The sequence below is a fragment of the Rhodopirellula sp. SH410 genome (assembly GCF_055811895.1).
Genome location: NZ_CM147949.1, coordinates 7,466,675 through 7,492,975, shown reverse-complemented (window position 1 = coordinate 7,492,975; position 26,301 = coordinate 7,466,675). Strand labels below are relative to the sequence as shown.

General features: G+C 59.5%; 19 protein-coding genes. 11 read left to right on the top strand and 8 right to left on the bottom strand.

Annotation, left to right across the window (positions count from 1 at the left end; genetic code table 11):
- Nucleotides 1–43 precede the first annotated feature (43 nt).
- Nucleotides 44–1,450 carry a tetratricopeptide repeat protein gene (locus SH410x_RS27445; protein ID WP_473672661.1) on the top strand — a complete coding sequence of 469 codons (1,407 nt, stop codon included), beginning with the start codon at nucleotides 44–46 and terminating at the stop codon, nucleotides 1,448–1,450.
- Between the two features lie 210 nt (nucleotides 1,451–1,660).
- Complete coding sequence (locus SH410x_RS27440) at nucleotides 1,661–3,220, top strand: arylsulfatase (RefSeq protein ID WP_473672659.1); 1,560 nt, start codon at nucleotides 1,661–1,663, stop codon at nucleotides 3,218–3,220.
- A 239-nt stretch (nucleotides 3,221–3,459) separates the two neighbouring features.
- Here SH410x_RS27440 and SH410x_RS27435 read toward each other — a convergent pair whose 3' ends face one another.
- The 4 genes from SH410x_RS27435 to SH410x_RS27420 form a co-directional block, all read right to left on the bottom strand.
- Nucleotides 3,460–3,948, bottom strand: coding sequence for a DUF1269 domain-containing protein (locus SH410x_RS27435; RefSeq protein WP_473672657.1), 489 nt, complete (start codon nucleotides 3,946–3,948; stop codon nucleotides 3,460–3,462).
- Between the two features lie 164 nt (nucleotides 3,949–4,112).
- Nucleotides 4,113–4,433 (bottom strand): P-II family nitrogen regulator, encoded by a 321-nt coding sequence (locus SH410x_RS27430; protein ID WP_473672654.1) that lies wholly within the window; start codon nucleotides 4,431–4,433, stop codon nucleotides 4,113–4,115.
- A 540-nt stretch (nucleotides 4,434–4,973) separates the two neighbouring features.
- Nucleotides 4,974–5,843, bottom strand: coding sequence for a hypothetical protein (locus SH410x_RS27425; protein ID WP_473672652.1), 870 nt, complete (start codon nucleotides 5,841–5,843; stop codon nucleotides 4,974–4,976).
- A 130-nt stretch (nucleotides 5,844–5,973) separates the two neighbouring features.
- Complete coding sequence (locus SH410x_RS27420) at nucleotides 5,974–6,741, bottom strand: DUF6677 family protein (protein ID WP_473672650.1); 768 nt, start codon at nucleotides 6,739–6,741, stop codon at nucleotides 5,974–5,976.
- A gap of 121 nt (nucleotides 6,742–6,862) precedes the next feature.
- Between SH410x_RS27420 and SH410x_RS27415 the strand changes: the two genes are divergently transcribed.
- The 5 genes from SH410x_RS27415 (at nucleotide 6,863) to SH410x_RS27395 (ending at nucleotide 17,262) form a co-directional block, all read left to right on the top strand.
- Complete coding sequence (locus SH410x_RS27415) at nucleotides 6,863–10,942, top strand: FtsK/SpoIIIE domain-containing protein (protein WP_473672648.1); 4,080 nt, start codon at nucleotides 6,863–6,865, stop codon at nucleotides 10,940–10,942.
- A gap of 120 nt (nucleotides 10,943–11,062) precedes the next feature.
- Nucleotides 11,063–12,499 (top strand): UDP-glucose 6-dehydrogenase, encoded by a 1,437-nt coding sequence (locus tag SH410x_RS27410; RefSeq protein ID WP_473672646.1) that lies wholly within the window; start codon nucleotides 11,063–11,065, stop codon nucleotides 12,497–12,499.
- A gap of 106 nt (nucleotides 12,500–12,605) precedes the next feature.
- The gene (locus tag SH410x_RS27405; protein WP_473672644.1) at nucleotides 12,606–14,381 is read left to right on the top strand and encodes an Hsp70 family protein; all 1,776 of its coding nucleotides are present in this window, start codon (nucleotides 12,606–12,608) and stop codon (nucleotides 14,379–14,381) included.
- Entirely contained in the window at nucleotides 14,378–15,571 is a 1,194-nt protein-coding gene (locus SH410x_RS27400; protein ID WP_473672643.1) for a hypothetical protein, read from the top strand. Before SH410x_RS27405 ends, SH410x_RS27400 begins: the two co-directional genes overlap by 4 nt.
- Nucleotides 15,568–17,262, top strand: coding sequence for a hypothetical protein (locus SH410x_RS27395; RefSeq protein WP_473672641.1), 1,695 nt, complete (start codon nucleotides 15,568–15,570; stop codon nucleotides 17,260–17,262). The genes SH410x_RS27400 and SH410x_RS27395 overlap by 4 nt, the downstream gene beginning before the upstream one ends.
- A gap of 185 nt (nucleotides 17,263–17,447) precedes the next feature.
- Here the strand turns inward: SH410x_RS27395 and hisN are convergent, their stop codons facing one another.
- Together hisN and SH410x_RS27385 are read right to left on the bottom strand one after the other, a co-directional pair.
- On the bottom strand, nucleotides 17,448–18,293 hold the full coding sequence (gene hisN / locus SH410x_RS27390) for a histidinol-phosphatase (RefSeq protein WP_473672639.1): 846 nt from the start codon (nucleotides 18,291–18,293) through the stop codon (nucleotides 17,448–17,450).
- Nucleotides 18,294–18,414: 121 nt separating this feature from the next.
- Complete coding sequence (locus SH410x_RS27385) at nucleotides 18,415–19,185, bottom strand: rhomboid family intramembrane serine protease (RefSeq protein ID WP_473672637.1); 771 nt, start codon at nucleotides 19,183–19,185, stop codon at nucleotides 18,415–18,417.
- A gap of 149 nt (nucleotides 19,186–19,334) precedes the next feature.
- Here SH410x_RS27385 and SH410x_RS27380 point away from each other — a divergent pair, with 149 nt between their 5' ends.
- Nucleotides 19,335–19,820, top strand: coding sequence for a hypothetical protein (locus tag SH410x_RS27380; RefSeq protein ID WP_473672635.1), 486 nt, complete (start codon nucleotides 19,335–19,337; stop codon nucleotides 19,818–19,820).
- Here the strand turns inward: SH410x_RS27380 and SH410x_RS27375 are convergent.
- Nucleotides 19,810–20,286, bottom strand: a complete 477-nt coding sequence (locus SH410x_RS27375; protein WP_473672633.1) for a VanZ family protein — start codon at nucleotides 20,284–20,286, stop codon at nucleotides 19,810–19,812. The genes SH410x_RS27380 and SH410x_RS27375 overlap by 11 nt on opposite strands.
- A 98-nt stretch (nucleotides 20,287–20,384) precedes the next feature.
- On the opposite strand from SH410x_RS27375, the gene SH410x_RS27370 reads away from it, so the two are divergent.
- Nucleotides 20,385–21,188 (top strand): LamG domain-containing protein, encoded by an 804-nt coding sequence (locus SH410x_RS27370; protein ID WP_473672631.1) that lies wholly within the window; start codon nucleotides 20,385–20,387, stop codon nucleotides 21,186–21,188.
- Nucleotides 21,189–21,217: 29 nt separating this feature from the next.
- Complete coding sequence (tadA, locus tag SH410x_RS27365) at nucleotides 21,218–21,700, top strand: tRNA adenosine(34) deaminase TadA (protein ID WP_473677412.1); 483 nt, start codon at nucleotides 21,218–21,220, stop codon at nucleotides 21,698–21,700.
- Between the two features lie 96 nt (nucleotides 21,701–21,796).
- Here the strand turns inward: tadA and SH410x_RS27360 are convergent, their stop codons facing one another.
- Nucleotides 21,797–24,634, bottom strand: a complete 2,838-nt coding sequence (locus SH410x_RS27360; RefSeq protein WP_473672629.1) for a hypothetical protein — start codon at nucleotides 24,632–24,634, stop codon at nucleotides 21,797–21,799.
- A 166-nt stretch (nucleotides 24,635–24,800) separates the two neighbouring features.
- Here SH410x_RS27360 and argH point away from each other — a divergent pair, with 166 nt between their 5' ends.
- Nucleotides 24,801–26,177, top strand: a complete 1,377-nt coding sequence (gene argH, locus SH410x_RS27355) for an argininosuccinate lyase (protein WP_473672627.1) — start codon at nucleotides 24,801–24,803, stop codon at nucleotides 26,175–26,177.
- The last annotated feature ends 124 nt before the right edge of the window (nucleotides 26,178–26,301 follow it).

Below are 26,301 nucleotides of genomic sequence, written 5' to 3'. Positions count from 1 at the left end.
TCGAAACTTTTCAAACGCTAGCGTTGGGAACGAAGAATTGATATTGCGATATAGTATTAGGGAATTCATCCGAGCGATCGGATGTTGCGTGATCGTAATCGGGGGCGGATGCACGCCCGATCAATCGCTTCCGGTGCCCGCTGAGCCTGTTGTTGTCGAGCCGCCCGCTCCGCCCGCTCCGCCCGCTCCGGTCGAGCCGATCGCTCCGGTCGAGCTGGAAGCCGACCTACCGTCGTTGCTGGATACGGCGTCACAATCTCTTCAGAGCGGGCATGTCAAAGCTGCCGGGAATTCCATCCGAAAAGCGTTTGCGATGGCCCCTGATGATCCGCAGGTCGTCTTCACGATGGCGTTGGTGCTGGGCGGAGAGCATCGCTACCCAGAAGCGGTAATGATGCTAGATGAACTGGCGGACGCCGTGCCCGAAACGCAGCTGCCCGCGCTGGGGCAGACCGCCGAGTGGCTGGTTCAAATGGGAGATTGGGGCGCAGCGGAAACTCGTTACCGAGCGGTGCTGGATACCGTCCCGGACGCCACAATGGCTCATCGTCAGTTGGCACAGCTTCTCGTGCGTGAGGGCAGGCGACTCGAAGCTGCAGTGCCTCTGAAGGCCCTGTGCGCACAGGGCAACGTCGATGAAGTGGAGCTCCGCACGCTGTTGAGTCTGTCGGCACCCTTTGCTGCCGATGCCGCGCGGGAACAACTGGACCCGATCGGGACGCTGGGGAGGGCGCGTGCGGCTGTCGGTAAGGATGAATGGGATTCCGCGATCACCGAGCTCGAATCTGTTTCGTCCCCAACGCCTGCCGAGTCGGCGTTGCTGGGGCGTGCATATGCGGAACAGGAAGATCACGAATTGCTGAAACAGTGGGTCGAAGGTAACGCTGCAACGGACTCCGTGAATGCAGATGCATGGTTTGCACGAGGGGTATGGGCGGCTCACGAAAAGGATGATCGCCGCGCCGTGAAGTGCTTCAGTGAATCGGTCTTGCAGGACTCGACGGACGACCAGCCGTATTTCGAAATGGCGGCGTCGCTTCATCGTTTGGCGGCGGCCGGCGAGAACGTGACAACGGATCAAGCCGAAATGGTCTTGCAGCGAGCTAGGTGGCTCGCGCGAACTCGCGAGATCGGCCAACAATGGGCTCAGTCTGATCAGCGGGACCCGAGTGATCTGGCCGAGCTGGCGAAGCTCCTCGATGACTTGCGTCGTCCTCTTGAATCGCTGGCTTGGCAAGCGGTTCGAATCGCCTATGGCCGTTCCAGCATTGCCGCAGACAACCAGCAGTTACAACTCGCCGAAATCAATCGGCAGCGAATCGAACTGATGAATCATCCCCTGCCGGTAGCTAACGAGTTTGTGCTCTGTGGCATTGATCACGAGTCAATCGTTTTAGGCGGCATGGCACCGGGCAAAGAGGGGCCAGCAGCGCCCGGCGGATCCCAATAGCAGGCTCTCGATCCTGGTGTCTTTGCCCGCGGCGCCGAATCGTTTAATTCGGCCCGCCAGCCGCTCGCTCGGCCGGTTATCTGGAGTATACTCGAGAATCGATCGTTCGATCGTCAGCCATGTGGGACTTGTCGATGCAGCAGCAGGGCAGCCCGCGATTACCGCCGCTCGAGTCCACTCGACTCCTCCTTCTAATCCAGACAGCTAGTCATGAAACTGCGCTCTTGGCCCCGTCCCTTACTGGCACTCTGTGCCGCTCTGTTTGCGGTGACGGTATCTGCAGATGCCGCCGAAACGAAGAAGCCCAATATCCTCGTTATTTTCGGCGATGATATCGGGCGGACCAATGTGTCCGCATACACCCATGGTGTGGTCGGATATCGCACTCCAAATATCGACCGTGTCGCCAGAGAGGGGATGCTGTTTACCGATTACTATGCCGAGCAAAGCTGCACGGCGGGCCGATCGACCTTCATCACCGGCCAGTGTACCTACCGGACCGGGCTCTCCAAGGTCGGCCTTCCCGGCGCCGACCTCGGTCTGCAGGCGGGCGACGTCACCATTGCCCAGCTTCTCAAACCACACGGTTATGCGACCGGCCAGTTCGGCAAGAACCACCTTGGGGACAAGGATGAGTTTCTCCCGACCATGCACGGTTTCGACGAGTTTTTTGGGAATCTCTACCACCTCAATGCGGAAGAGGAGCCTGAAAACCGTAACTATCCGAGGGATCCAGAATTCGCCAAAAAGTTCGGCCCCCGCGGCGTGATCCATAGCTTTGCCGATGGAAGGATCGAGGACACCGGGCCGCTCACGAAGAAACGGATGGAGACCGTCGATCAGGAAACCAGCGAGGCGGCGATCGATTTCATGGAGCGTCAGACCAAAGCGGACAAGCCTTTTTTCTGCTGGTGGAATGCCACCCGGATGCACTTCCGGACTCACGTCATGGAATCGCACCGTGACAAGCCCGGGCTCACCGCACGCACCGAGTATGCCGACGGGATGATTGAGCACGATGGCCAGGTCGGCACTCTGTTGGACAAGCTCGACGAGCTCGGGATCACCGAAGACACCATTGTGATCTACACCACCGACAACGGCCCTCACAAGAATACCTGGCCAGATGCCGCATTGAGCGCGTTCCGCAACGAGAAGAACTCGAATTGGGAAGGTGCCTTCCGCGTCCCCGCCATGGTCCGTTGGCCCGGTAAAATCGAGGCCGCAACGGTCTCCAATGAAATCGTTAGCGGAATGGACTGGTTGCCAACTCTGATGGCTGCTGCGGGAGAGCCCGACGTGAAGGAGAAGCTCCTGAAGGGGCACGATGTGGACGGAAAAACGTTCAAGGTGCACTTGGACGGCTATAACCTTCTTCCCTATCTCACGGGCAAAGAGAAGGAGTCTCCCCGCGAGTCGTTCTTCTACTTCAACGATGACGCCCAGCTCGTCGGTCTACGGTTCGAGAACTGGAAATTGGTATTCCTGGAGCAGCGAGCCCGAGGCACCCTGAAAGTCTGGGCCGAGCCGTTCGTCACGCTTCGCATGCCCAAGATCTTTGATCTCCACGCGGATCCCTACGAGACAGCAGACGTCACCTCGAACACCTACTATGACTGGTTGATCGATCATGCCTTCCTGCTCGTCCCAGCCCAGGAGTATGCCGGGAATTTCCTCGAGACCTTCCAGGAGTTTCCGCCCCGCCAGAAGCCAGCCGCTTTCAACCTCGACGAGGTCATGGAAAAGCTGTCGCAAGGCACCAGCCACTAGGTGGCCGCGAGTGAATCACCCGAGTAGCTACATTCGCCAGGGCATGGTTTCCACCGCCTGGCGACGGTAGCTACTTTTGATTCGACGCGTTTTATTGTCTCGCCGTCACGAAGGCTGGCCGCCTGGGCAATCCCGGGCTGCCGCCGGATCGGCGGGCGGGCTGTTGATTGAGTCGAAGTTCGACCGGCGAGCGTGAGCCGAATGCCATAAGGCGGGTCACGCTCGCCACCTGGCCGCTCTCAGTGGGCGAAGGCGTCTTTGAGCTTCTCTTCTTGCTCGTGCGATAGGTTTGTCGAGATGATCTCGAATTCCGGGGCGTCTTTGAAGGCTTCGACAACTCGATCCGTCGTCACTTGGCCGGCGAGCAAGAAGAGTGCCGAGGTGCCTTCGGTGACCTTGCCACGCACGCTCTCGATAAAATCGTTGCCGATCCCGTAGTCGGAGAACGTGCTGCTGATCGCGCCCATGGCAGCTCCCCAGGCGGCGCCGAGGAAGGGCATGAAGAAGATCCAGCCGATCAGCATGCCCCAGAACGCGCCGTACCACGCGCCGCCACAGGCACCTTGTCCATGCACTGTCTTGGGTTTTTTCTTGCCCACCGGCCAGGTCACCGTCGCCACGTCTTGGATTTCAAGCAGGTGCTGTTTTTGCAACTCAACAGCGATCGCCAGTCCTTGCTCGGCGCCTTCGGGTGTGTGGAACTTCAGGGCTACGATGGAGGATGCCATGGCACATTTTCCTTTCGAGAAAAGATAGTTTGCGAGAGATGACGCCGATGGACGGCGACGCAAAATCCAACACGCTCGGTGTGGATTCACGCTCGTTGATTGAACTCGAAATCATTCACCCGCGGAAGATGGGGCGTTGCCGCGAGAGCACCTATCGCAGGGGTTTAGCCGATGGTGATTGCATCGGTGACGGGGATCGTAAAGATCTTCCCGTCGCCGATCTCACCTTGCGTTCCTGTTTTCGCGGCAGCGCGGATGATTGAGATGACTTCGTCGGCGTCATCCTCATGCACGACCAAGCTCAAGATGACTTTGCGGAGTAGGTCGATGCGATATTCGTTGCCGCGAAACGTGGCGACTTGGCCTCGTTGACGGCCGTAACCGGTCGCATCGCCGGCCATCGTTTCATCAAAGCCAGCCTGTTCCAGCGCCGCCCGGACCGTAGACAGCCGGATGGGCTGGATAATTGCTTCAATCAGGATCATGGAAACCAATGGCACATCGAAGGCTGTCCAACAAGGAGTCTGGCCTTGTTCGTTAGGAACGAGTGGGAAATAAGTGGCCGAACGCTCCGCGGTCGGAACGGTCGACCGCAATTTCAGACAGTCATTTCCCGCTCGTTCCTAACCGCCATAACATGGGCAAATCAAGTTAATTGACAAGGGGGCTGGCCCTGGGCTGTTAAAACTTTGGGGTTGACGGCAGCGAAACGGGCAAAGGTTTTGTTCCGCTTTTTCAGCCCAGAGGGCGGAACATCACCTGCCGGTGGCGTAAGCCACCGGTGTCAGAGGCCTCATCGTCAGCTAGCCCAGAGGGCGACACAACTGGCCTGCATGTGTCATTGTGTCGCCCTCCGGGCTAGCAGCGTAAGTTCAGTTTCAGTCCGGTGGCTGACGCCACAGGCAATTCATATGCCGCCCTCCGGGCTAAGGTCAGCAGCAAGTTCATGGAACAAAACCTGCGTAAACAGAAACCGACGTCAGCCCCGAAGTTTTAACAGCCCAGGCTGGCCCTATGTCCGATGCTTAGGATGAGGCGCGATCGCTCGACATTGATTCGTTCGAGTCAGATTCGCTCGATGAGGACTCGTCCGCTGTCGTTCGCTGAGCTTCGGCGACAACCGCCATCGCGGCCCGCAATTCGAGTTGCGAGAAGTACGGGATGTTGCCGGTGTAGGTGTTCTCAACGCGGTTTTTCTTGGCCAACTCAGCCCAGCTCAGTCCATCCATCAAGTTCCAAGCGGCTGCTTGGGCCGTGTTTTGAGCGACTTGGCCACTGCCGACCGCGTAGCAAACCATGCCCACTGCTGGGTCTTTGGTGACTTGTTCGAGCGGCACGATGGCGTACTTCATCCGCGGGGTCGGGTCGAGCTTGCCATGCTCGAGACAGACCGTGTTGAGGCCCATCTTGTGCACGCGTCCGGGTTTGACGGTGAACATGCCACCGCCCATTCCGCCGCCCATGCCGCCACCCATACCACCGCCCATGCCGCCACCCATGCCACCCATACCGCCGCCGCCGCCCATGCCGCCACCCATGCCGCCGCCCATACCACCACCCATTCCGCCGCCCATGCCGCCACCCATACCGCCCATCATCTGAGCGTTGACGGGAACACCCGCGAAAGTGGCGGGCATTTGAATGCGGAGCGGTTTCTCGGTCAGGTTCTTGACAATCAAGTTGGCGCGGGCGGCGCTGAGGGGAATGAATTCCGCCTCAATTTGACCGGCCTCCATGGCGGCAAACAGCGCCGCATGTTCGGCAACGTCCCCGCCACCCGCAATCGCTGAGCGAGAAGTTCCACCCGCGATCACCACGGCCGCTAACGCGATGGTGGCAGGCAGGATCGTGAACCGTGGGGAGAACCAAGCGGAAAGTAAAGCAGAACGTCGCATCGCGGTGATCCGAGAAAGAAGAGGGGCTAGGAAAAGCGAGAAACCAGGTAGGGAACGGTCAATTCTACTTGATCAAATGCGCTTTCACAAATTTTTCCCGCGACGGAATATCTATATTTTGTTCTTTTCGCTAGCGTTTCCCGCTAATCGGAACCGCCAGCGGCCCCCCAAAGGCGTCGTAGATGATCAGAATATTCAACATTCCGGCGATCATGGTGAACCATGTCCCCAGTTCGTACCCGCTGCCGCGGATGGCGTACCACGCCGCCACTTCATCCGCCTCACCTTCGAGGACCGGACGGTTGGGGGGAGCCATGAACCCATTCCACAGCGGCTGGTAGCTATCGACTGTACGGCCGCGGGGATCGGTGTTCTTCCGCATCCGGTCGCCTTGCACCAACGCGGGCAACGCCACCACACCCACGCCCGCTTGTAAGAAATAGTGCCAGCGGCGATCGCCAGGCTGCCACGACGCGTAAACGACATTGGACCCACCCAAGGCCAAGCCGATGAACCACAGGGACAGCACGCACAGTGCGAACAGCGTCGCTTTGCCTCGCCGGCCTTGGTAAAAATGTCCGGCACCCGGGACCAGCCAGGCCAGGAACGCAGCGAGATATCGGTTACGGAGGTCGATCTTGATGCCATCGACCTCGATCAACGTCTCGCCGTTGAGCACCTTGGGCGACAATTCAATTTGACTCGACGGCTTGGCATTGCCGGGCTTTTCGGTCGTGCCGGTTTTTCCGGCGGGGCCGGTTTTCCCCGTGGGGTCGGGTTTTTCTGCCGAGCTGTCGTCGCTAGGCTTGCCCGATTCCTCGCGATGCGCAGATGTTGTCGTATCGCGACGGGCCGCGTCGTTCGAAGCGGGGGCGGTGGTCCGAGAGCGTGAAGCCATGAGTCGATGAAGCGGTTCGGGAAAACGCGGCGAAGGAAGGAGTGACCATTGTGCGAAATAATCGGCCGCTGCGATAGCCAAGCCCCCCTCTCAGATTGGCGGTCAGTTAGAATCGAGTGTTATGAAAGATTCATCCGTCGCCCCCGTGTTCCTATTTGATCCCGCCCGGCAGCGGCGATTGATCGATGGCTTTGTCGGTCGGGTGGCCGATTCGCGGAGCGTCCACAGCCGGCTGCTGACTGATCAATCCGCTCACCATCAAGACCTCGAGCAGCAGCTCGCCGAGCAGCTCGCCGCAGTCAAGCAGAGCTGCATGCAGGATCGGCAAAGCACACTGCGGCAATGGGACGACGAGCAGGAAAAGGCGATCACAACCTACGAAACCGCTTCGATCCAAACCCGAGATCAGTTGCTGCGGACGCGCGTGAAGTATCGCAAGGCGTCCGCCGATCAAACCGCCGTGATTCAAGGCAAATACGAAAAACGCCTGATCGCGATTGAGCATCAATACAAGCAACGCAAAATTCAGCCCAAAAAACAGCTGGCGGCCGATGCTCAACGTCTCGATGAGGCCCTCGCCGCCGGCGACAAAGACTTGGAATGGTCACGCGCCCTGGCCGTCCGCAGGCTCGATCGATTACTCGATATCACGTTCTCGCAAAATCCCTACGCCGAGTTCGACGAATCCGAACCCGTATCGATCGGTGATGCCGTCGACCTGATCGGTCGCCAAAACCGGCGCATCAAAGCGGTAACGGTGGATTTACAGAGTGGATTTGCATCCAAGGTGGTCGATTCGTTTTATCTCCCCGGTGCGGTGGCAATGTTCATCGCCATCGGTGGCGTCATCATGCTGGCGGTCAAGCCACAACCGCTAATTTGGTGGCTGTTGGGTTTGGTCGCTGTGGCCGGCACACTGGGGTTCCTGGTTTACGCCGCCCTCCTGTTTCCGCTCCGCAAGATGACACGGCAGTTGCATCCACTCGCCGAGCGGATGCGTCACGCCGCCGAGGCCGCGGCTGAGCATGCGCGTGGGATTTCAAAACGACACGCCCAAGAAGCGGCCCAAGAGCTGCGAGATCGACGCAAGATACATCTCGCCGAAGCGGATCGCTGGAAACGAGATCAGATCGCCGACATGCAGCAGAAGCTCGACGTCGCACAGCGCGTCGAGCAAACCAAACTTCAAGCTCAGGTCGAACGTATCGACGCGCAGTTCCGCAGCGGTTTTGCAACCCTGCAGCGAACCATGCGTGAGCGTGCTGACTCGATCGCCACGACGATTTCACAGACATTGCACCAGAGCAACGAAGCCGCCGACCAGACACTCGCGCGCACCCAGCAGCAGCACCAGCACACGCTCGCGTCCTTGGCAGAGCGTTTGGAATCAGGCCTGCGGCGTGGAATGGATCGCATTCACGCGGCAACCGACTTGGTGCAGTGCCGCTTCCCGTCGTGGGAACAGGTCGTGACGTCTCCAGCAGACACTCACCGCTCGATCGATTTTCTGCCGCTGGGGCAACTTCGTTTGGGCCAGCGACTCAAGATCAAGTTCGATAAGGCACTCGATTACACGCATCAAGGCGATGCTCCGAGTGAAGCTGATATCTTATCGAAGATCGAAATTCCTGAAACGATGCCGCTGGTCATCCATCGCCGTTGTCATTCAGGCGTGTTGATCGAGATGCCGACCCAGCAACTCGATGAGGGGATTGCGATCGCCCACCAGGTGCTTTGGCGATTGCTCAGCACCGCCGCCCCCGGGCGGGCGAAGGTTACGTTGATCGACGCCAATAGCCGGGGGCAACATTTCGCTAGCTTCATGGCGCTCGCCGATCATGATCCGTCTTTGATTCATCATCGCGTGTGGACCACCAGCGACAAGATCACCCAGCGTCTCGCCGAGCTGACACATCATGTCGAAAACGTCCTACAAGCGAGTTTGCGAGATCGATTCGAACGTATCGAAGACTACAACGAAGTCGCTGGTTCCCTCGCGGAACCCTATCACGCGATCGCGGCGGTCGGTTTTCCCGACGGTCTGTCGCGTGAGTCCTACATGCACCTGAAATCGCTGATCCAGAGTGGGGCGCGGTGTGGCGTGTTTGTGATCTTGGTGATCGAGCAAGGCAAAACGTGGCCTGCGGACATGCCGCCGATCGAAAGCGATAAACTCCTACGACTCGAGTACCGCGAGGGTCATTGGTACTGCAAATCCGAAGGGATCGATGACCTCGACTTCTGGCCCGCTCCGCCGCCGCCTGCAGAAGTACGGGAACCGTTGATTCGCCGGATTGGCAAAAGTTCGCTCGAGGCAGCCCGGGTGGTCGTGGATTTGGAATCGCTCCTGCCAGGAGGGCATGTTCCGACGAGCGGCGAGACCGGTTCGACCGATGCGGGGGTCGCGATCACGATCGGCAGCCAAGGTGCCGGACGCAACCGCCGTCTGTTGCTCGGCGAAGGTGTTCGCCAGCACGTTTTGATTGCTGGTAAAACCGGTTCGGGAAAAAGCACCTTGCTCCACAGTATCATCACTGCCGGGGCCGCTCAGTACACGCCGGATCAGCTTCAGTTCTATCTGCTCGATTTCAAGAAAGGGGTCGAGTTCAAGATCTATGCCGATATGGGACTGCCGCACGCTCGCGTGATCGGGATCGAGAGTGAACGTGAGTTCGGTCGCAGCGTGCTGCAACGCCTCGATGCGGAACTGGCTTCGCGAGGGGAGGCGTTTCGAGACGCAGGGGTCCAGGAGCTCGCCGAGTTCCGCGCCCGGCAACCTGATGCAAGCATGCCACGGATCATGCTGGTGATCGACGAATTCCAAGAATTGTTCACGCGCGACGATCCCTTGGCGGCCGACTGCACGGCGTTATTGGATCGATTGGTTCGCCAAGGCCGTTCGTTTGGCATTCACGTGATCTTGAGCAGCCAATCACTTGCGGGAGCCAACAGCCTGCCCCGCGCGACGCTCGGACAAATGGCGGTGCGTGTGGCGATGCAGTGCAGCGAGTCCGATGCGGCCATGATTTTGGCCGATGATAATACCGCGGCAAGGTTATTGTCGCGTCCGGGCGAAGCGATTTACAACGACGCCAGCGGTTTGCTCGAGGGCAATCATCCGTTCCAGGTCGCCTGGTTAGGACCTCAGGAGCATGCCTCGATGCTGGAGCAGATCGCCACCCGCGACTTCGCCTTTTGCCGATCGCTCGGGCCATCGATCGTGTTCGAAGGCAATCGCCCCAGTCGGTTCACTGCCCAGCTTGCTCGGGCCGGTATGGCGGCGCTCGGTCCTGCCGACAAGGTTGCAGGGCTGCTTGGCGAAGCGGTCGAACTCGGTCCGCCCACCACACTCCGGTTCCAGTCCGACACCGGTCGCAGCGCGGTGGTCGTCGCACCCCCGAAAATGCGTGTCAGCATCCTCAGCACGTTCATCGCCTCCGCGATCGCTCACACGCCCGAATTGTCCGTGGTTTTGTTCGATGGTTCACGCGCCGATGACGGGCAATCGATCGCTGATTGGCTTGGCACGACCGCTATCCCGGCCAAGATCGTGCGCAACCGAGAGAGCGAGGCAAACATGATCGCGCTCGCTAAACTGGTCGAGACACGGCTTGCCAAAGAGGCCGGTCGCGACGTCGACGCTGCCCCGGTCGCGCCGGTCGACCACGCTCGCTTTGCCGGCACGTTTTCATTAGACGACACCAGCGGTGGCGACGAGGGACGTGATGCGCTCTCGACAGACGAGCCCGACACTCGGACACCATCCAGTGAACCGGAGGTGGTCCAGGACGATGGGACCACGATGCTCGTCGTTGTCGACGCCCTCGATCGACTGCGAGATCTTCGGCAAAGTGAATCGTTGGATTTTTCGCTTGACGCGTCGTACAAGCAGAGCGGTAGCAAAGCGTTTCAGGCCCTGCTTCGAGATGGCCCGGCGGTCGGCGTGTTTGTGATCGTGACCCTGCCGTCTGCCGAAGTTTTCACGCGTTGGTTGCCGCGGCAAAGTCAGAATGACCTGGAACTGCGACTGATCGGTCCCATCAACGCCGCTGATTCCTCGCTGTTAATCGATTCGCCGGCGGCAGCCGAACTATCGCCGGCGACCATGATTTTGTACGACGATGCCGACGGCCGTACGACCAAGTTCCGCATTTGCGACCCACCCACGCGTGAAGAAATCAACGCCCTTCAAGCCCCCTGACCGCCCCCACTCGCCCCCTCTCCCACTCTGCGCGGCTCCCCGGTTCGACGCGCCCCCGCTAAGGCACTACATTCACTCCTATCACGTTTTCAAATTCATTGCGCCACCCTGAGCCGCCCCATGTCATCCACAGCTCAACAATCCAGTTCCACGGTCTCACCCATCCGCAAGATTTGCTGCATCGGGGCGGGGTACGTGGGGGGGCCGACGATGGCCATGATTGCCAAGCAGTGCCCACATATCGAGGTTCGCGTCGTCGACATCAATGCGGCGAGAATCGCCCAGTGGAATAGTGACGAGCTGCCGATTTATGAGCCGGGCCTGCACGAGGTGGTTAGCGAATGTCGCGGTCGGAACCTGCACTTCTCAACGGACGTTGACGAAGCCATCGCCGAAGCCCAGGTGATTTTCATTTCCGTCAACACACCGACCAAGCATTTCGGGGTGGGTGCCGGTCGGGCGGCGAACCTGGAATTCATCGAAAAGTGCGCCCGGAAAATTGCCGAGGTCGCCCGGGGACATAAAATTGTCGTTGAGAAATCAACCTTGCCCGTCCGCACTGCCCAAGCCATCAAAACGATCCTGGCAGGCGTCTCGACGGGGGCCACGTTTGACGTCTTGAGCAACCCCGAATTCCTCGCCGAAGGCACCGCCATGGAAGATCTGGTTTTGCCCGATCGCGTGCTGATCGGAGGCGAAAGTCAATCCGCGATCGACTCGCTCGTCGAAGTCTACGCCAATTGGGTTCCCAAAGAACGGTTGCTGACGACAAATTTGTGGAGCAGTGAGCTCTCCAAACTCACCGCCAACGCGTTTTTGGCGCAGCGTGTCTCGTCCATCAATTCCATCTCCGCGCTCTGTGAAGCCACGGAAGCGGATGTCGATGAAGTCGCCACTGCGATTGGGATGGATTCTCGGATCGGGCCGAAGTTTCTGAAGTCATCCGTCGGTTTCGGTGGCTCGTGTTTCCAGAAAGATATCCTCAATCTCGTCTACCTCTGCGGATACTTCCGCTTGCCTGAGGTGGCTGAGTATTGGGAGCAGGTCGTGAAGATGAACGACTATCAAAAGAGTCGTTTCGTCACTCGCATTGTCCGCACGCTCTTCAATACCGTGTCGGACAAGAAAATCGCGATCTGGGGCTTTGCGTTTAAGAAAGATACCAATGACACTCGCGAGTCGGCGGCCATCTACGTGTGCCGTGATCTGTTGCGTGAACGCGCGAAGCTCAGCATCTACGACCCCCGTGTCAGCCCCGAGCATATTCGCCGGGAACTGACCGATGCGTTTCGCAACGGCGACGCTGAACTCAGTGCCACCTCTGCGAAATTACTGGCTGAAAATGTCGAGATTGTGACGGATGTCGATACCGCCTCCCGCGACGCTCACGCCATTGCGGTGCTGACCGAATGGGATGAATTTAGGAAGGCAGACTTTCAGAAAATTCATGATCAGATGAAAAAACCCGCGTTCCTATTCGACGGGCGCAATCTTCTCAAAGACCTGACGCTCTCGGACCACGGGTTCGATTACCATGGGATCGGTTTTTCGAGTTAGCCGAGGATCGATATTTGTACCGGCCCTTCACGCCGCAGGCATCAGCACCAATGTGATCGCGACGGTAGAATAGGGCGATTTCCGTTCGCCTGCCCGCGAAACCTACATGTCCGAAAAACCCGACTCCCGCAACTCCAGTTCTTCCTGCGACGTTGCGCCGTGCATCGGCATCGATCTCGGTACCACCCATTCGTTGGCGAGCATCTTTCGCGACGGCAAGCCGACGCTGCTGCCGACGGCGCACGGAGGCGTGTTGACGCCATCGGTGATTGGGGTGCTGAGCAATGGGGAGGTCGTGGTCGGGCAAACCGCAAAAGAGTTGCGGGTGACGGATCCCGATTCGTGTGCGTGGTGTTTCAAACGCTACATGGGTCAAGACCGCCGACTCCGACTCGGCGAGAAAGAATTCACGCCACACGAACTGAGCAGCCTCGTGTTGCGTTCGCTACGTGAAGACGCATCAGCGGCGTTGGGCATCGACGTGACCGATGCGGTGATCACCGTGCCAGCCTACTTCAACGATCACGCTCGGCAAGCGACTCGATTAGCCGGTGAGATGGCCGGGTTGAATGTGCGGCGGATGATCAACGAGCCGACTGCGGCGGCCCTCGTGTATGGGTTTCATGACCGTGACGATGAAAAGAATATTGTCGTCATCGATCTCGGGGGCGGTACATTCGACGTGACCGTGATGGAGGTGTTCGAAGGGACGCTGGAGATTCGCGCCAGCGCCGGTGAGAGTTTGCTCGGCGGTGAGGATTTTACCGACCGGATCGTTTCCGAAGTGCTCAATTCCGAAAACGTGAGACTGGAGATTGCCGAGCTAAACGACCCGCTGCGTGTGGCGCGGTTGCGGAGCGAATGTGAAACGGCCAAACGGACGCTCGCGAGCGAGGGGCAAGCATCGATCCGGGTGCCTGATGCCGACGGGCGTTTTGCGGCGAAGCCGAAAACGTTCCGGATCGATCGCAAGACTTTCGCTCGCCTGTGTGACCCGCTGATGCAGCGGATCGCGGGCCCCATTGCCCGGGCGCTCCGGGATGCCGAGATGCGACCGGACGAAATCGATGAAGTCATTCTCGTCGGCGGCGCGACGCGGATGGATGCGCTGCGTTGTTTTGTCGAAGACTATTTCGGAAAGCCTCCCGTGATGCGTCACAATCCCGACGAAGTCGTCGCTCTCGGGGCGGCGATTCAGGCGGCGTTGATGGGCGACGATGCTGCGGTCGACGACATGATCATGACCGATGTATGCCCCTTTACATTGGGCGTGGAAGTCGCCAAGGAACTTGGTGGCCAAGTACATAGCGGCTATTTTTCGCCGGTGTTGCATCGCAATAGCACGATCCCGGTCTCCAAAGAAGAGATCTACAGCACGATGTCGGCGAACCAAACATCGGTGACTGTGAAGGTGTATCAGGGCGATGCGAGGAAGGTCAGCGAGAACGTGTTGCTCGGTGAACTCGAAGTCAGCCCGTTGCCGCCTGGGCCGGCCGGGAGTCCCTTTTTTATTCGCTTTACCTATGACGTCAGCGGAGTGCTCGAGGTCGAAGCCTATGCACCGGGGGGCAAGAAGTTTCGTGCGATCTTGACCAATCATGTCAAAGGTTTATCGCCGAAGTCGATCGAGTCGGCGCGGCGGCGGATCGGCGAGATGAAGTTTTACCCGCGTGACGACTTGGCGAACCAACAACTCGCGAGGTACGCCGAACGCATGCTCGGGGAACTCCACCCGAGCCAACGGGAACAACTTGATGCCGCGTTGGATGCCTACGAGGCAGCCATGAATCGAGCGGATCGGGCCGAGTTTACCTCCGCCCGCGAGATGTTGATGATCTGTTTGTCCTCCCTCGGCATCCATCCCGATGGAGCAGACCAATGATTCAGCGCCAGGATGGCGATGGCGGCCGCGAGGAGCAATGCGGGCGCGACAACGACGCGGTGTCGACCGTCGCGAAAGCGTACGTGCAGGAGATGCTCGACTTGAACCCGATGTGGGATTCGCCACAGATCATCCGGCGACGAAGAGAACTCTGGGGCGGCGAGACACGCGTTGCGACCGCACAAGCGACGACTCCCACGGCGACGGTGTCTCTTGCCCCTGATGCTGAATCGCGATTGCGAGATCGGGCCCGACAGTGCTTGGATAAACTGCAGACCGAGTTTTATAGACTACCCGAGGCTAAACTACGCCAGTATCTGCGCACACTGCACAGTGATCGATTACCGGAATACGCGGCCATCGCCGCTCGATTGCAGGCGGCCGCTGAGACGCGGGGGGCGCTGTTGCGCGCCAATGAAGAGACCAGAGACACCAAGTTCGCGTACTCATTACAACAGAGTGTCGTGCGGCCGGCCGCCGAGGGCGCGGCACTCCGCGAGCAATACATCGAAGCAATCTGTGACGAGCGACGCGTCCGTCCGGCCTGTGCGATGGTACAAAAATACACGGCCGATCATCCAGAGGTGTATGCCCTCGAGCGAGATTGGTTTGACATGCTATTGGACCCCGTCAATCAAAACGCATGGGCGGTGAGACATCCGGCACGTAACCATTCGGGGCGATTGACCCTGGGCGGTAGCGGGAAGTGGGTCTTCATCGCGTTGATTGTCTTGTCGTCCGTCGTGCGTCTCTCCTCCGTCGATTCCCGCGACGCTCGCCCCCGTGCTCCGTCTGGTAACTCGACCAACAATGCACCGCACCTCCCCGGTCTCGGCGACCCGAATCAGGGAGCAAAGTCAGCCCGGGAACTGGAGGCGAGGATTAGCGAGTTGTTGAATCCTCTCGCGGTGGAACATCAATCCATTCATGATGCGAAGTCACCGTTGCCAGATGCCCAATCGTTTTTGGATCGATTCGAGCCAAACCACCCTTCGGATGAATTCGAGAGCCATCCACATCGGGATCGAATCATTGAAAGGAGTCGAGAGATACAGCGTGAAATGATGCGAGACCAACGATCTCGCTATCCCGGCCTGATCGAAGAAGAGCGTTCGAGCGGTATCCGCTCGGCTCCGCTCTCTCAACCAAACATGGTTTCGCCGCTGCCGAGTTCAGGCAGGCATCCATGAATGACCTGTCGCTGCTGGCGAGCGATCCGGTGGCTTTTTTTGGGCTCACCGAAGGCTATGATCGCCGCGATTTGAAGCGGGCCTATGGCAAAGCGATCCGGATTTACAAACCTGAAACCCACGCGGCTGAGTTTGGCCGGGTCCGGGACGCCTATGAGCGTCTGGAAAAAAGGCTGCGTTACGGCAAACAACAGCAGCAGCTCGCCAATGCCGCGGACACTTGGAAGGACAGCACCGACGCCCGCTCGGAAGCAGCAACCTCCAATACAGAGCAGGCGGCCGGCACAGGGCATGCCGGCTCATCAGCCGATCGATCGCCTCACCCAAAACAGCCGCCGAGTCTATCGCTGCGACAACGTGCGGTGGTCGATCCGGCCGCGGCCTTGCGGCAGCTGCAAACGCAACCGAGACGGACTCCACCCGACTATTTTTTGGCTGCGATTCTATCCGATGCCGCAGCGGGGCGACCGAGCTCGAAATACCTCGCCCAGCTCCTCGAGGGACTGGCAGCGTATCCGTCCGATCCCGGGCTGATGAATCTGGCGAGCGAGTATCTGCGATCGGAAGTCCCCGACGCGATGATGGAAAAAGTCGTGAGGTCTATCGCTGGAAAGCTGCGTTCACCGCTGTTCTACATGCTCACCGAAACGCTGTGGTTGCGATTGATCGAACAGTTGCCCTTTGACAAGTTTGCAGCATTGCTCGCTGCATGCGAACGTGATGTAAGGCAAATCGAGCCTTCCGTTCGTACCACGTTCTATCTGCGGTTACTGCGTTCAGCGATCTGGACGGCACCGCCGGCGTGGAGCGATCGAGTGATGGGGGAGATCGAGGTTGAGTCGGTGGGGTTACAGCTCAACGCGGAAGCGGAGCTCGAATTTCTCACGCGAATTCAGGCACTCTTGCGAGCCGACGCAGTTCACCCGTCGAGCGATCCGGTACGACGAAAACTTCTGGGCGTGATTCGGTTGTCGTGTCGCCGAGAGGACGCGGCATCCACCGCCACACTTTTGAAGGCACTCCATGAGATCGCCCGGGACTCGACGGGGCTGCAGCGGGCGTTCCCGATGGCGACGGCGCAAGCCGACGCCGGGTGGGCGATGCTGACCTATGCTCTCGTCGAACAGATGCAAATCTATCTCCACGAACCCGGTGAGGTTCCCGAAGAGCGGCTGGCCGTCCAGACCCAACGACTGGTTACCGATTTGGCGGTGCCTGCCCAGAAGGTCTATGCGCCGTTCGGTCGCGCCGAATCGAGGTATCAGTTTTGGCCATTGGTGGCGTGGATGGTCATCGGCACCCTTGTGGCGTTCGTGCCGCTCGTCATCGGCGTGTTCGTCACGATGGGCGGTGATGGCAGTGCGGGCGTTGTAGTGGTTTTCGGGGCGACTGCCATCGTGCTGGTGGCCCTCTACTGGAGTTTCCGTCGCTGGCTGTATCCGAGGCACTTGCGACCGAGGATGCAGAAAGCACAGCACGAGTGGACGACGCAGGCGTATTCGCAGTGGTGGCGAAGTCGATTGTTTCGCTATGCCGGATCAGCCGGCGAAGCGGTCCCGATGCTTTTGGCTCGCATCGGCGTTGTCACCCGGGCGCGAGGTGTCGCCGAAATTGGGAACGTGGTTGCCCACTTTGCACACCAAGACACCGGGTTATGCATCTATGCGATCTTGCAGACGCTGCTGCGGTAGCGGATCCCGTTGCATGAGGATCATTCGCAAGGTCCATTCCCGGCAACCAGAATTTTTAGCGGCAGCGAGACCATCGGACGCGTTGAATTCAAGGCGAGCTACGCTCGCCGGAGCGTGGGCTCCACGTTCTGGCGAATGCGGCGACTCGGTCGATTCATCCGCGGTCGCTTAGCCGCGTTCAAGTGCTAGCTCAATAAATGGAGTACTTGGTCGTGCAGTTTGCCGTTGCTGCCAACGCCGTCTCCGACACGGACGGACTCTTGGCCGTTCCAGGCGGAAAACCGCCCACCTGCTTCGATTAGGATCGGCAGGATCGCAGCGACGTCCCAGGCGTTGCAGATCGGATCGACCATCAGGTCAGCGCGTCCCGTCGCCACCATCAAATAGCCATAGCCATCGCCCCATGTGCGGCTAAGAAAACAGGCTTGTTCGAGTCGCGTGTACGCCGCAGCACTATCGCGTTGGGCGAATGAACCGATCTCGGTGGTGACGAAGACGGCATCGGCGAGCTGATCACAGGTGGACACGTGAGCGGGAGACCACGTGGCATGGTTGGGTTTCGTCAGGTCGGGCCCGGACAGATCGTTTGAGTAAAAGCATCCATGGCCGATTGCTGCGACCGCAGCTTGGCCGAGCGCGGGGATGAGAATCATCCCGCCGAGCGGTTTGCCGGCGTGTTCGAGCGCCAGGAGAGTCGAGTACAGAGGTACTCCACAGATGAACGATTTCGTGCCATCGATCGGGTCGACGGTCCAGCGATACTCGCTGCTGCCGGTTTGTTCGGCGAACTCTTCCCCAGCGATGGTGTCGTCGGGGAATTTTTCAGCGAGCAGTTCGCGGGTGAGTGTTTCGGCTTCGCGATCGGCGATCGTGACCGGCGAGTCATCGCCCTTGCGATCGACCGTCAGCGAACGGTTTTGGAAGTGCTCAAGGGTGCGATTGCCGGCCGCCAAGCCCACTTCGATCATGGCGGAAAGGCGTTCGTCGTGGTGCGGCTGCCAATCGGTGAGCAGTGTTTGGTGAGATCGCATGGCGGTCTTTCAAATAGGAGGAGTGTGAATGAGTCGCTACGCTTGCCAGAGCGCGGTTGAGTTTATGGCGTTTTCTGTCGGTGGAACTACCGTCTGGCGATGGGGGGGCTGCATTTCCTGGCTAGAACCGTCGTTCCTTCACGGGGGGATTTCCCATCGGCAGCCGACTGACGGCGAAGGCTGCGATGATGCCCGCGACGAAGCCGCCTGCATGGGCCCACCACGCCACGCCCGCGATGGGTTCACCGACCAGCGATCCCATGCCGCTGTAAAGTTGCACCAAGAACCAAAATCCTAAAAAGATCGGTGCGGGCACCACGATGGTCGTGAAAATCACAATCAGTGGCAAGAGTGTCAATACGCGTGCGTGCGGATACAGGAACGCGTAGGCACCCATGACGCCCGCGATCGCGCCGCTCGCGCCGAGCGTCGGGATGGGGCTATGCGGCTGGGTGATGTAATGCGACAAGCCGGCCATCACACCGGTGCCTAAGTACAATGCGGTAAACCCAATGTGCCCGAAACGATCCTCGACGTTGTCGCCGAAAATATACAGAAACCACATGTTGCCCAGGAAATGCATCCATCCTCCGTGCAGGAACATGCAGGTGATCAGGGTCAACCAAGGCGGCAGGGGGGAAGGGCCGATTTCATGTTGGATATGAACGATTTCGACACCGCTTGGCGTCCGCACGGTCCGTTGCTCGTCGATGACCGGAACGGCTGAGGGGTCGCTCAGCCGGAGCGGCACCATGGCGAACTTGGCCACAATCCCCTCACTCTGGTCCGACGACGTTTCTTGGGCGAAAAATGCGATCGCGCACAATGCGATCACGATATAGTTCACCCACGGTATCGATCGGCTGGGGATGTCGTCGCGAAGGGGGATCATGTGCGGTGGTTCTAGCGAATACAAAGTCGTGACGCTGTCTGACGGCCCGCGTCCACTGATCATCATCGCGATGAGTTGCTCTAATCTAACCGCTCACGCCGAGCCGAACGATTCCCCCTGGCACCCTTCTCGACAGCACCCCCTGACTCATGCCGACTTCTGAAACGTCATCCCCACATGATTGGGCAACCCGACTCGATCTAGAGCGTAGCGCCAGCGAGCTTTCCGAGGCTCTCCAGGACTTGGCGTTGCAAGAAAGCGTCGCGGGCGTGACGCAGCGGTGTCTCGAACTGCTTGGCCACGATGATTCGGAAGTTCGATTATGGGCCAGTGAGGTACTCGAGTCAGTGGTGCAACCTCAGCCAGGCGAAACCGCGTCGGTCGCCGCCTGGCTCGACCAGCTACTCCAACGACAAGTGGTGGCAGCGCAGGGCTCGACGACTGATCTAGACGCAGCGAAGTTGGCCGATCAGATGTACTGGGCCGCCACGATGATTGGGCGAATGGGGGCCGCTGCCGCTGCCGCGGATCCGACGCTGGCCCGGCTGGAGAAACTCAGTGACGATCCCCTGGCGGCCGCCTACCACGCGGCCGCGGCCCGGGCAGGTAGGGCCCGCAAGTCTCTCATTGCTTAGGTTGCAATGCCGACGAAGGGTGACCCGTGGATTCGCCTGCACACGATTGGGCATCGATCGATCGATTGCGGTGTGCTGCCCCTCCTCGCCGTCGCCACCAGGCGCGAATACCAAAATAGAGCCCCACGGCCAGCAGCGTGCCCAGCGCGTCGGCAACAAAATCCCTCACATCGGGGGTGCGGCCACGGACCAGTGCTTGAGTCGATTCGTCGACGACGGCGTACCCCAAACAGGTCAAGATGATCCAGCCAGCTCGTGGCCACGCATGCTTCGAATTCGTGCAGTAGCAGAGGAGTGTGGCCAGAAAGAAAAATGCCGTAAAATGTACCAGCTTATCGCTGACCCGAGACATTCCGCTGGGCATCGTTGGCATGTGGGTGCCCGTGAACATCGCACACCAATAGACCGCTAGGACTAAAAAGCCCAGCCGAAAACCAAACAGTCGAATTCCTGAAACCGATCGCATCAATCATGCTCTGTTGAAGAATGTGACTCGCCACGATTGTCTCTATCGTGCATTTGCCGCGCTGCTATCAACCCTATCCCATGAACAGGCCCAATTCCGTGATACGACTCTTTGAATCAGTTGCCATACCGACCGCAATCGCGACCGTTGCGGTAGCCTGCGCAGTCTCTGCGAATGTCGGTATCTGCCAAGAGGGGCGGCTCCGTTCGTCTGAAGCTGGCGTGGAAAACGTCCGTGAGGACGATACGAAGCGAGAATACACGCCGCTGCGTGGGTCCTGGGAAAAGATCGTCTTCGGGGGGGAAGGTGCCGTCTATTTCAGCAAAGCGGGCAAGGACGATGAGCTGGTCGAAATGTTTGCGGGTGACCCCCTGACGGGGATTCGCTGGACCGGCAAGTTCCCGAAAGAGAATTATGAACTGCGTCTGCAGGCACGCCGGGTCGAGGGGTTCGACTTTTTTGCCGCCGTGACCTTCCCGGTCGGTAAGGAGCATTGTTCATTCGTCCTCGGCGGTTGGGGCGGTGGTTTGGTCGGGATCAGCAGCATTGATGGCAACGACGCGTCCACCAATGAAACGACCAAGTACAAGGAATTTGAAACCAACCAGTGGTACACGATCCGTATCCGCGTCGATGACAAAGCCGTCCGCTGCTGGATCGATGAGGACGAGTACGCCAACGTCGCCCGCGGTGATGATGAACTGAGTATTCGCATCGAGATGGATCCGTGTCTACCGATGGGGATCGCCAACTACATCACCCACAGTGAACTGAAGGGCATTTCGCTGCGCCGGATCGGTCGGGCAGCCCAGCCAATCCAGAAAGCGACGATCACGCCCGCCGCAACGGGTCAGTCGCCTGCCAAGAGCGACAGCGTCCCCCAGGCGGAGGACGCTCAGTGAACGGCAGCGGGAACGGTCATCCCAGCGGGATGCTTGACCAGGATCTCATCGATTTTGACGTGCACTGGATGGGGCGAGCGATCGAACTCGCCCAGGCCGCCGCGATTGACGACGAGGTGCCCGTTGGCGCCGTGATCGTCCGCGGGGGGCGGATGATCGGGGGGGCGGCGAATCAACGCGAATCGTTGCATGACCCCACCGCTCACGCGGAAATGATTGCGATCACCCAAGCGGCGGCAGCCATCGAGGATTGGCGGCTCGAAGAGGCGACGTTGTACGTCACGCTCGAACCCTGCTTGATGTGTGCCGGGGCAATCCTACAGGCCCGCGTACCACGCGTGGTCTTCGGTGCCACCGATGCCAAAGCCGGCGCGGTAACCAGTTTGTATCAGGTGCTCGGCGATCCGCGTTTGAATCACCAGTGCCAAGTCACCGCAGGTGTGATGGCGGAACGCTGCGGCGGCATGCTTACCGAGTTCTTCGCGGCCAAGCGTGCACTGGGCAAGAAGTAGCTCGGGACCATTGTCCCGAGCGAGCAACCCGTCCACGAACGGGCCGTCGGTCCGCGGACGGGCCGTCGGTCCGCGGACGAGGCAATGGGGCTCCTCCTACTTCGTTTGCACGCGATCGACCTCGATCATGAGGTCAGCGACGATCCGGTTGGGATACTGCGTGAGTGTCGCATCGGCGCCGCGAAACCAACGCATGACCGGCGCTTCGTAGCTAGCCGGCGGATACGCTGGTGGGGCGTCGTTGCCTGGGCCCCATGCGGTGCTCTGCCAATGAGGTGCTGCAGCATCGTTCGAGTTCACTTGGAACTCGCCTCCCAGGACGCATTGCACGTCACCACCGAGAATTAAACGAGCCTGCTCGAGGGCTTGATCCGGTGCAACGCCGAGTTGCCTGCTGAGCGAACGAAGAAAATCAGCTTCCGCAGCGCTGCTCGTTGCTGCCCGACGGTAGAGAAATTCGTTGACCCAGCCCTCCAGTCGGCTGCCGTGGAGGTTGCCGACGTGAGCCCGTACCTGAGCGGAGTCATTGACCTCCATGGCGGCGAGTTGGGGAATGGTGCTCGTCAGCAACGCAGGGTCAAACGACAGAATACTGAATTCGCCTCCGGTGTAGCGATAAACACCGCCGAGCAAGCGGGTCATGTTGTGACCAACCGGTTGGCCTCGGCCGATCCCAAGGGGCAGGCGATCGAGCATGCCGGGAAGTGGCCACGCACCGAGGTAGCCGGGAAGGCTTTGCAGTGCCTGATAGCTACCGAGAATTCCATTGAACGCATCCGGTTGGGGCGGATTGGAGTCTTTGATGCCAGCGAAAATATGCGTGGGTGGGCCGAGCACGTCGGTGGCCACATGTGCCTGAACGGCGACGATGTCGTCAGGGGCAAAGCGAATTGAAACGGGCGTGGGTGGCCCCAGCTTTTGGGCCCAAGCCCCGTAGTTTTCGGGCTGCCACGGCGCGACTTCGACATGCACTCTCAATCGTTCTCGGCGCTGCGGATCTGCGTCACCGGCCGATCCCTCGCCAGTTTGGGGAGCCGTGATTAACTCACGTTTCACACCTAAAAAGATCGGATCGAGGCTGCGAAACTGCTGCGTGTAGGCCGCTGCGATCTCGTTGTACCATGCTGCCTCGGTCGCAGTCACTGTTTCGATCGGGGTGTCCGGGATCGGTAGGAAGGTACCGCGAGCCCCTCGTCGTGAGTCGAGCACTCGATCGCCGAGTGTGAACACGCCGCTCCCGTCCGGCCGTTCACCGAATCCAACCGGCAAGAAACCGGCGTCAACGAGCGGTTCGATCTCTCGGGCCGGCGGCGATGTCGGCGTTGCTTGATTGGCGGCCGCCAAGCGTGCCAAGTGCACCAATGCGATGTCGGCTTCCGACTGCATTCTTCGCCGCAATTCAATCAGGTACTGCGGCGCGAGCAGTCCTTGCAGCATCTCAGGTGAGAAGTATGCGAAGACCGTGTCGTCGATGCTGAGCGGATGAAGGGTGCGAGCGATGCGGAACGCCTCGGTCTTGCCGAGCGATTGACCGGTCTGTCCGACTTCGAGAAATCGCTCCGCGATCACTTTGCTATTCGTAACGCAGATGAACCCTTTGCTTTCAACCATGTAAGAGCGAACGACATTGTCGCTTGAACGCAGTAATGTGCCTCGCCCGTACTGCAGCTCCACGTCTTGCAATGTGATCGCATCGGACGTGTCCGCCAATGATTTCCGATCATTGTTGATGCTCGATCGCAACAGGTAGGCGTTCGTCGGTTGAAAGAGCACCCCCATCGCGGCGCCATCTTGCATGTAGAGATCGCGACCGATGACGGCTTGGTCGGCAATGATGGTGGGGCCGAGCATGCGTCCCATCGTGGTCGTCTGCAGACCGAGTTGCTGCGTCAGGCGAGCGGCACCGTCGTCGGACAATCCGCTCAGCGTGATCATCCGCGAGATATCGCCACCGTACTCGTCCGTCAGATCTTGATACCAAAGGTAGTTCTCAAATTTGCCGTAGCGGATGTAAAAGCACTCTGGCGGAACACGGTTGGCGATCGGTTCGATCTCAGGATCAGCCGCATCGAACGGTAGATCGTTCAGGGGAGGTGTTTGTTGCCAGGCGATCGGTGCTGGTAGCGGCACGGCGGCAACGTCGGCCGTCATCGGCAGATCGGGGGAATCGAGGTCGCGGCCCGCGGCAGCCGACGCAAAGACACGGTTGGAAACGCTGGCCGCGCCACTGATCCACTCCAGTGTCATTAAGAGCGGATCTCGCTGGGCCTCTTCGTTGATGTTGCCGTACCAGCCGGGCAGGGGCAATCCAAGTCGTCCCGAGAGCATGCCGACCAGGTAGGTTTGCACCCACGGTGGCGTATCGAGCGCTTCGATCTCTCGTTTGCTTTGGTCGGTGTAGTCGGACCACCATTCCGCTAGCAGTTGCTGTCGCATCTTGGGGTCGGAGGCCGGGCGAATTTCGAACGAGCCCACGATGCCGGCCCGGTCAGCGACTTGCACGGTAAACGGCTCGTTGCCTGAGAACAGGAACGTGATCCGGCGCGCAACCGTCTCGTTTTGAATCGCATCGCCACCGGCGACTTCGCGAATCAGATTGCTCACCCGGCCGAGTAAACGCCCTTGGCCGATTCGGGGCAGAGGACGCTCCGAAGGCAACTCGCTGGTATGCACTTGCACGTTTTCGGTGACGGCGAAAAACGCTCTTGCAGAGGCTCCCGTTAAACGCAGCGGCGGCGGCCCCGCACCGAGAATCGGGTTGCGCAGCGGGATTTCGATCGCGGCGACACCATACGGAACCCCTGCGGCGGCAACGACCAATCGCTGCTCAGGCAGCGGTAGGTCGCGTGCAGGCGGCTGGGCGGCCGCGTGATTTTGCAGCAAACCTATCCAGCAGACCAAGGCTGCGACGGTCATCGAGAAACGGTTCGACATCTGGATTCAGCTAAGTTGGGTGAGAGAATCAGCGATTTCCGCTGCAGCGACCGGTTTTCAGCCGGCTGCGTTTGAGGCATCCTACTGAGAATGCCTGAAAGATCGGGGACGGCCGCGTACGGCCCGCACTCCCCCTATTTCGCTCACATCCGTTTGAAAGTCAACCGTGGCTAGTCCTTCCCGCAGCGGTGTTTTCGCCGCCCAAACCGATCAACGACTCGAAGCGTATGCTGAAAGCATTACTTTTGATTCGCGGCTCTACCAACAGGACATTCGCGGCTCGATCGCGCATGCCGACATGCTTCGCACTGTCGGATTGATCAGTGACGCTGAATTCTCGCAGATTCGCGACGAATTGGAAAACATTCGCGGGCGGCTCGATCGCAAAGAATTGCCGCTGCGATTCGAACTCGAAGACATCCACATGCACGTCGAGCAGGCGTTAATCGACGCGACCGGTGACGTCGGTCGAAAGCTGCACACCGCTCGCAGTCGCAACGACCAGGTCAGCACCGACGTCCGGATGTGGATTCGCGAATCGCTCGACGCAGTCGATGCTCTGCTGCTCGATCTCCAGCGGGCGTTTCTGAGCCGCTGTGACGATGACTTTGACATTATTCTGCCCGCCTACACGCACCTGCAGCGTGCCCAGCCGGTGCTCGCGCCGCACTACTGGCTGGCCTACATGGAGAAATTCGAGCGAGATCGGGCACGATTGGCGGACTGCCGCCGCCGGGTCAACCAATGTCCGCTCGGCATCGCCGCCGTCGCTGGCACGACGCTGCCGATTGACCGCCAACAAACCGCCGAAGCGTTGGATTTCGAAGGCATCACGGCCAACAGCCTGGACACGAGTAGCGATCGTGACTTTGTTCTCGAGTCATCCTTCGTGCTGTCGATGATCGCCTCCCACCTGAGTGGCTGGGCCGAAGAATGGATTTTGTGGAGCACGGTCGAGTTCGATTTCATCGCCATCGGCCAAGAGTTCTGCACCGGCAGCAGCATCATGCCGCAAAAGGTGAACCCGGATACGCTCGAACTGACCCGCGGCAAGTCGGCCCGTGTGATGGGCAGTTTGCAGACCTTGATGCTGTTAGTGAAGAATCTGCCGCTAGCCTACAACCGTGACTTGCAAGAGGACAAACCGCCCCTGTTTGATTCCTTTGATACGACGCGTGCGATGCTGGAATTAGCGGTCCCCATCGTGGCTGGCGCGACGTTGAAACGCGAATCAATCGCAGCTCGGATCGAGAAAGGTTACCTCGACGCAACCACGTTGATGGAATGGATGATCCGCAAAGGCATGCCTCAGCGAACCGCCCACCACCTCGTCGGCGCGGTCGTTGGCGAGGCGATGAAGCGAGGCGTGCCGTTGGCCGAACTACCAATCGAAACGCTAAAAGAACTCAGCAGCGACATCGATGAGAGCGTTTATGAGGTGCTGGGAACTCAAAACGCGGTTGCCGCGTTCTGCAGCGAAGGCTCGACGGCACCCCACCGAGTCCGCGAGCAAATCGCCGTCTGGAAGCATCGGCTCGGGTAGTTTCGAAGGTGCTGGGTTGGTGAGACGCTGCTCAGCAACCGCAACGCGGTGACACGCGATAGCCCCGGACGCGAGTCCGGGGCTGTTACATGGCGTGACTTCGTCACTAAGAGGAACCGCGAAG

What these genes read in the sequence shown, in the direction of transcription:
- SH410x_RS27440 (WP_473672659.1), top strand. Translation starts at nt 1,661, where the DNA reads ATGAAACTGCGCTCTTGGCCCCGTCCCTTACTGGCACTCTGTGCCGCT.
- SH410x_RS27435 (WP_473672657.1), bottom strand. Translation starts at nt 3,948, where the DNA reads ATGGCATCCTCCATCGTAGCCCTGAAGTTCCACACACCCGAAGGCGCC.
- SH410x_RS27430 (WP_473672654.1), bottom strand. Translation starts at nt 4,433, where the DNA reads ATGATCCTGATTGAAGCAATTATCCAGCCCATCCGGCTGTCTACGGTC.
- SH410x_RS27425 (WP_473672652.1), bottom strand. Translation starts at nt 5,843, where the DNA reads ATGCGACGTTCTGCTTTACTTTCCGCTTGGTTCTCCCCACGGTTCACG.
- SH410x_RS27420 (WP_473672650.1), bottom strand. Translation starts at nt 6,741, where the DNA reads ATGGCTTCACGCTCTCGGACCACCGCCCCCGCTTCGAACGACGCGGCC.
- SH410x_RS27415 (WP_473672648.1), top strand. Translation starts at nt 6,863, where the DNA reads ATGAAAGATTCATCCGTCGCCCCCGTGTTCCTATTTGATCCCGCCCGG.
- SH410x_RS27410 (WP_473672646.1), top strand. Translation starts at nt 11,063, where the DNA reads ATGTCATCCACAGCTCAACAATCCAGTTCCACGGTCTCACCCATCCGC.
- SH410x_RS27405 (WP_473672644.1), top strand. Translation starts at nt 12,606, where the DNA reads ATGTCCGAAAAACCCGACTCCCGCAACTCCAGTTCTTCCTGCGACGTT.
- SH410x_RS27400 (WP_473672643.1), top strand. Translation starts at nt 14,378, where the DNA reads ATGATTCAGCGCCAGGATGGCGATGGCGGCCGCGAGGAGCAATGCGGG.
- SH410x_RS27395 (WP_473672641.1), top strand. Translation starts at nt 15,568, where the DNA reads ATGAATGACCTGTCGCTGCTGGCGAGCGATCCGGTGGCTTTTTTTGGG.
- hisN (WP_473672639.1), bottom strand. Translation starts at nt 18,293, where the DNA reads ATGCGATCTCACCAAACACTGCTCACCGATTGGCAGCCGCACCACGAC.
- SH410x_RS27385 (WP_473672637.1), bottom strand. Translation starts at nt 19,185, where the DNA reads ATGATCCCCCTTCGCGACGACATCCCCAGCCGATCGATACCGTGGGTG.
- SH410x_RS27380 (WP_473672635.1), top strand. Translation starts at nt 19,335, where the DNA reads ATGCCGACTTCTGAAACGTCATCCCCACATGATTGGGCAACCCGACTC.
- SH410x_RS27375 (WP_473672633.1), bottom strand. Translation starts at nt 20,286, where the DNA reads ATGCGATCGGTTTCAGGAATTCGACTGTTTGGTTTTCGGCTGGGCTTT.
- tadA (WP_473677412.1), top strand. Translation starts at nt 21,218, where the DNA reads ATGCTTGACCAGGATCTCATCGATTTTGACGTGCACTGGATGGGGCGA.
- SH410x_RS27360 (WP_473672629.1), bottom strand. Translation starts at nt 24,634, where the DNA reads ATGTCGAACCGTTTCTCGATGACCGTCGCAGCCTTGGTCTGCTGGATA.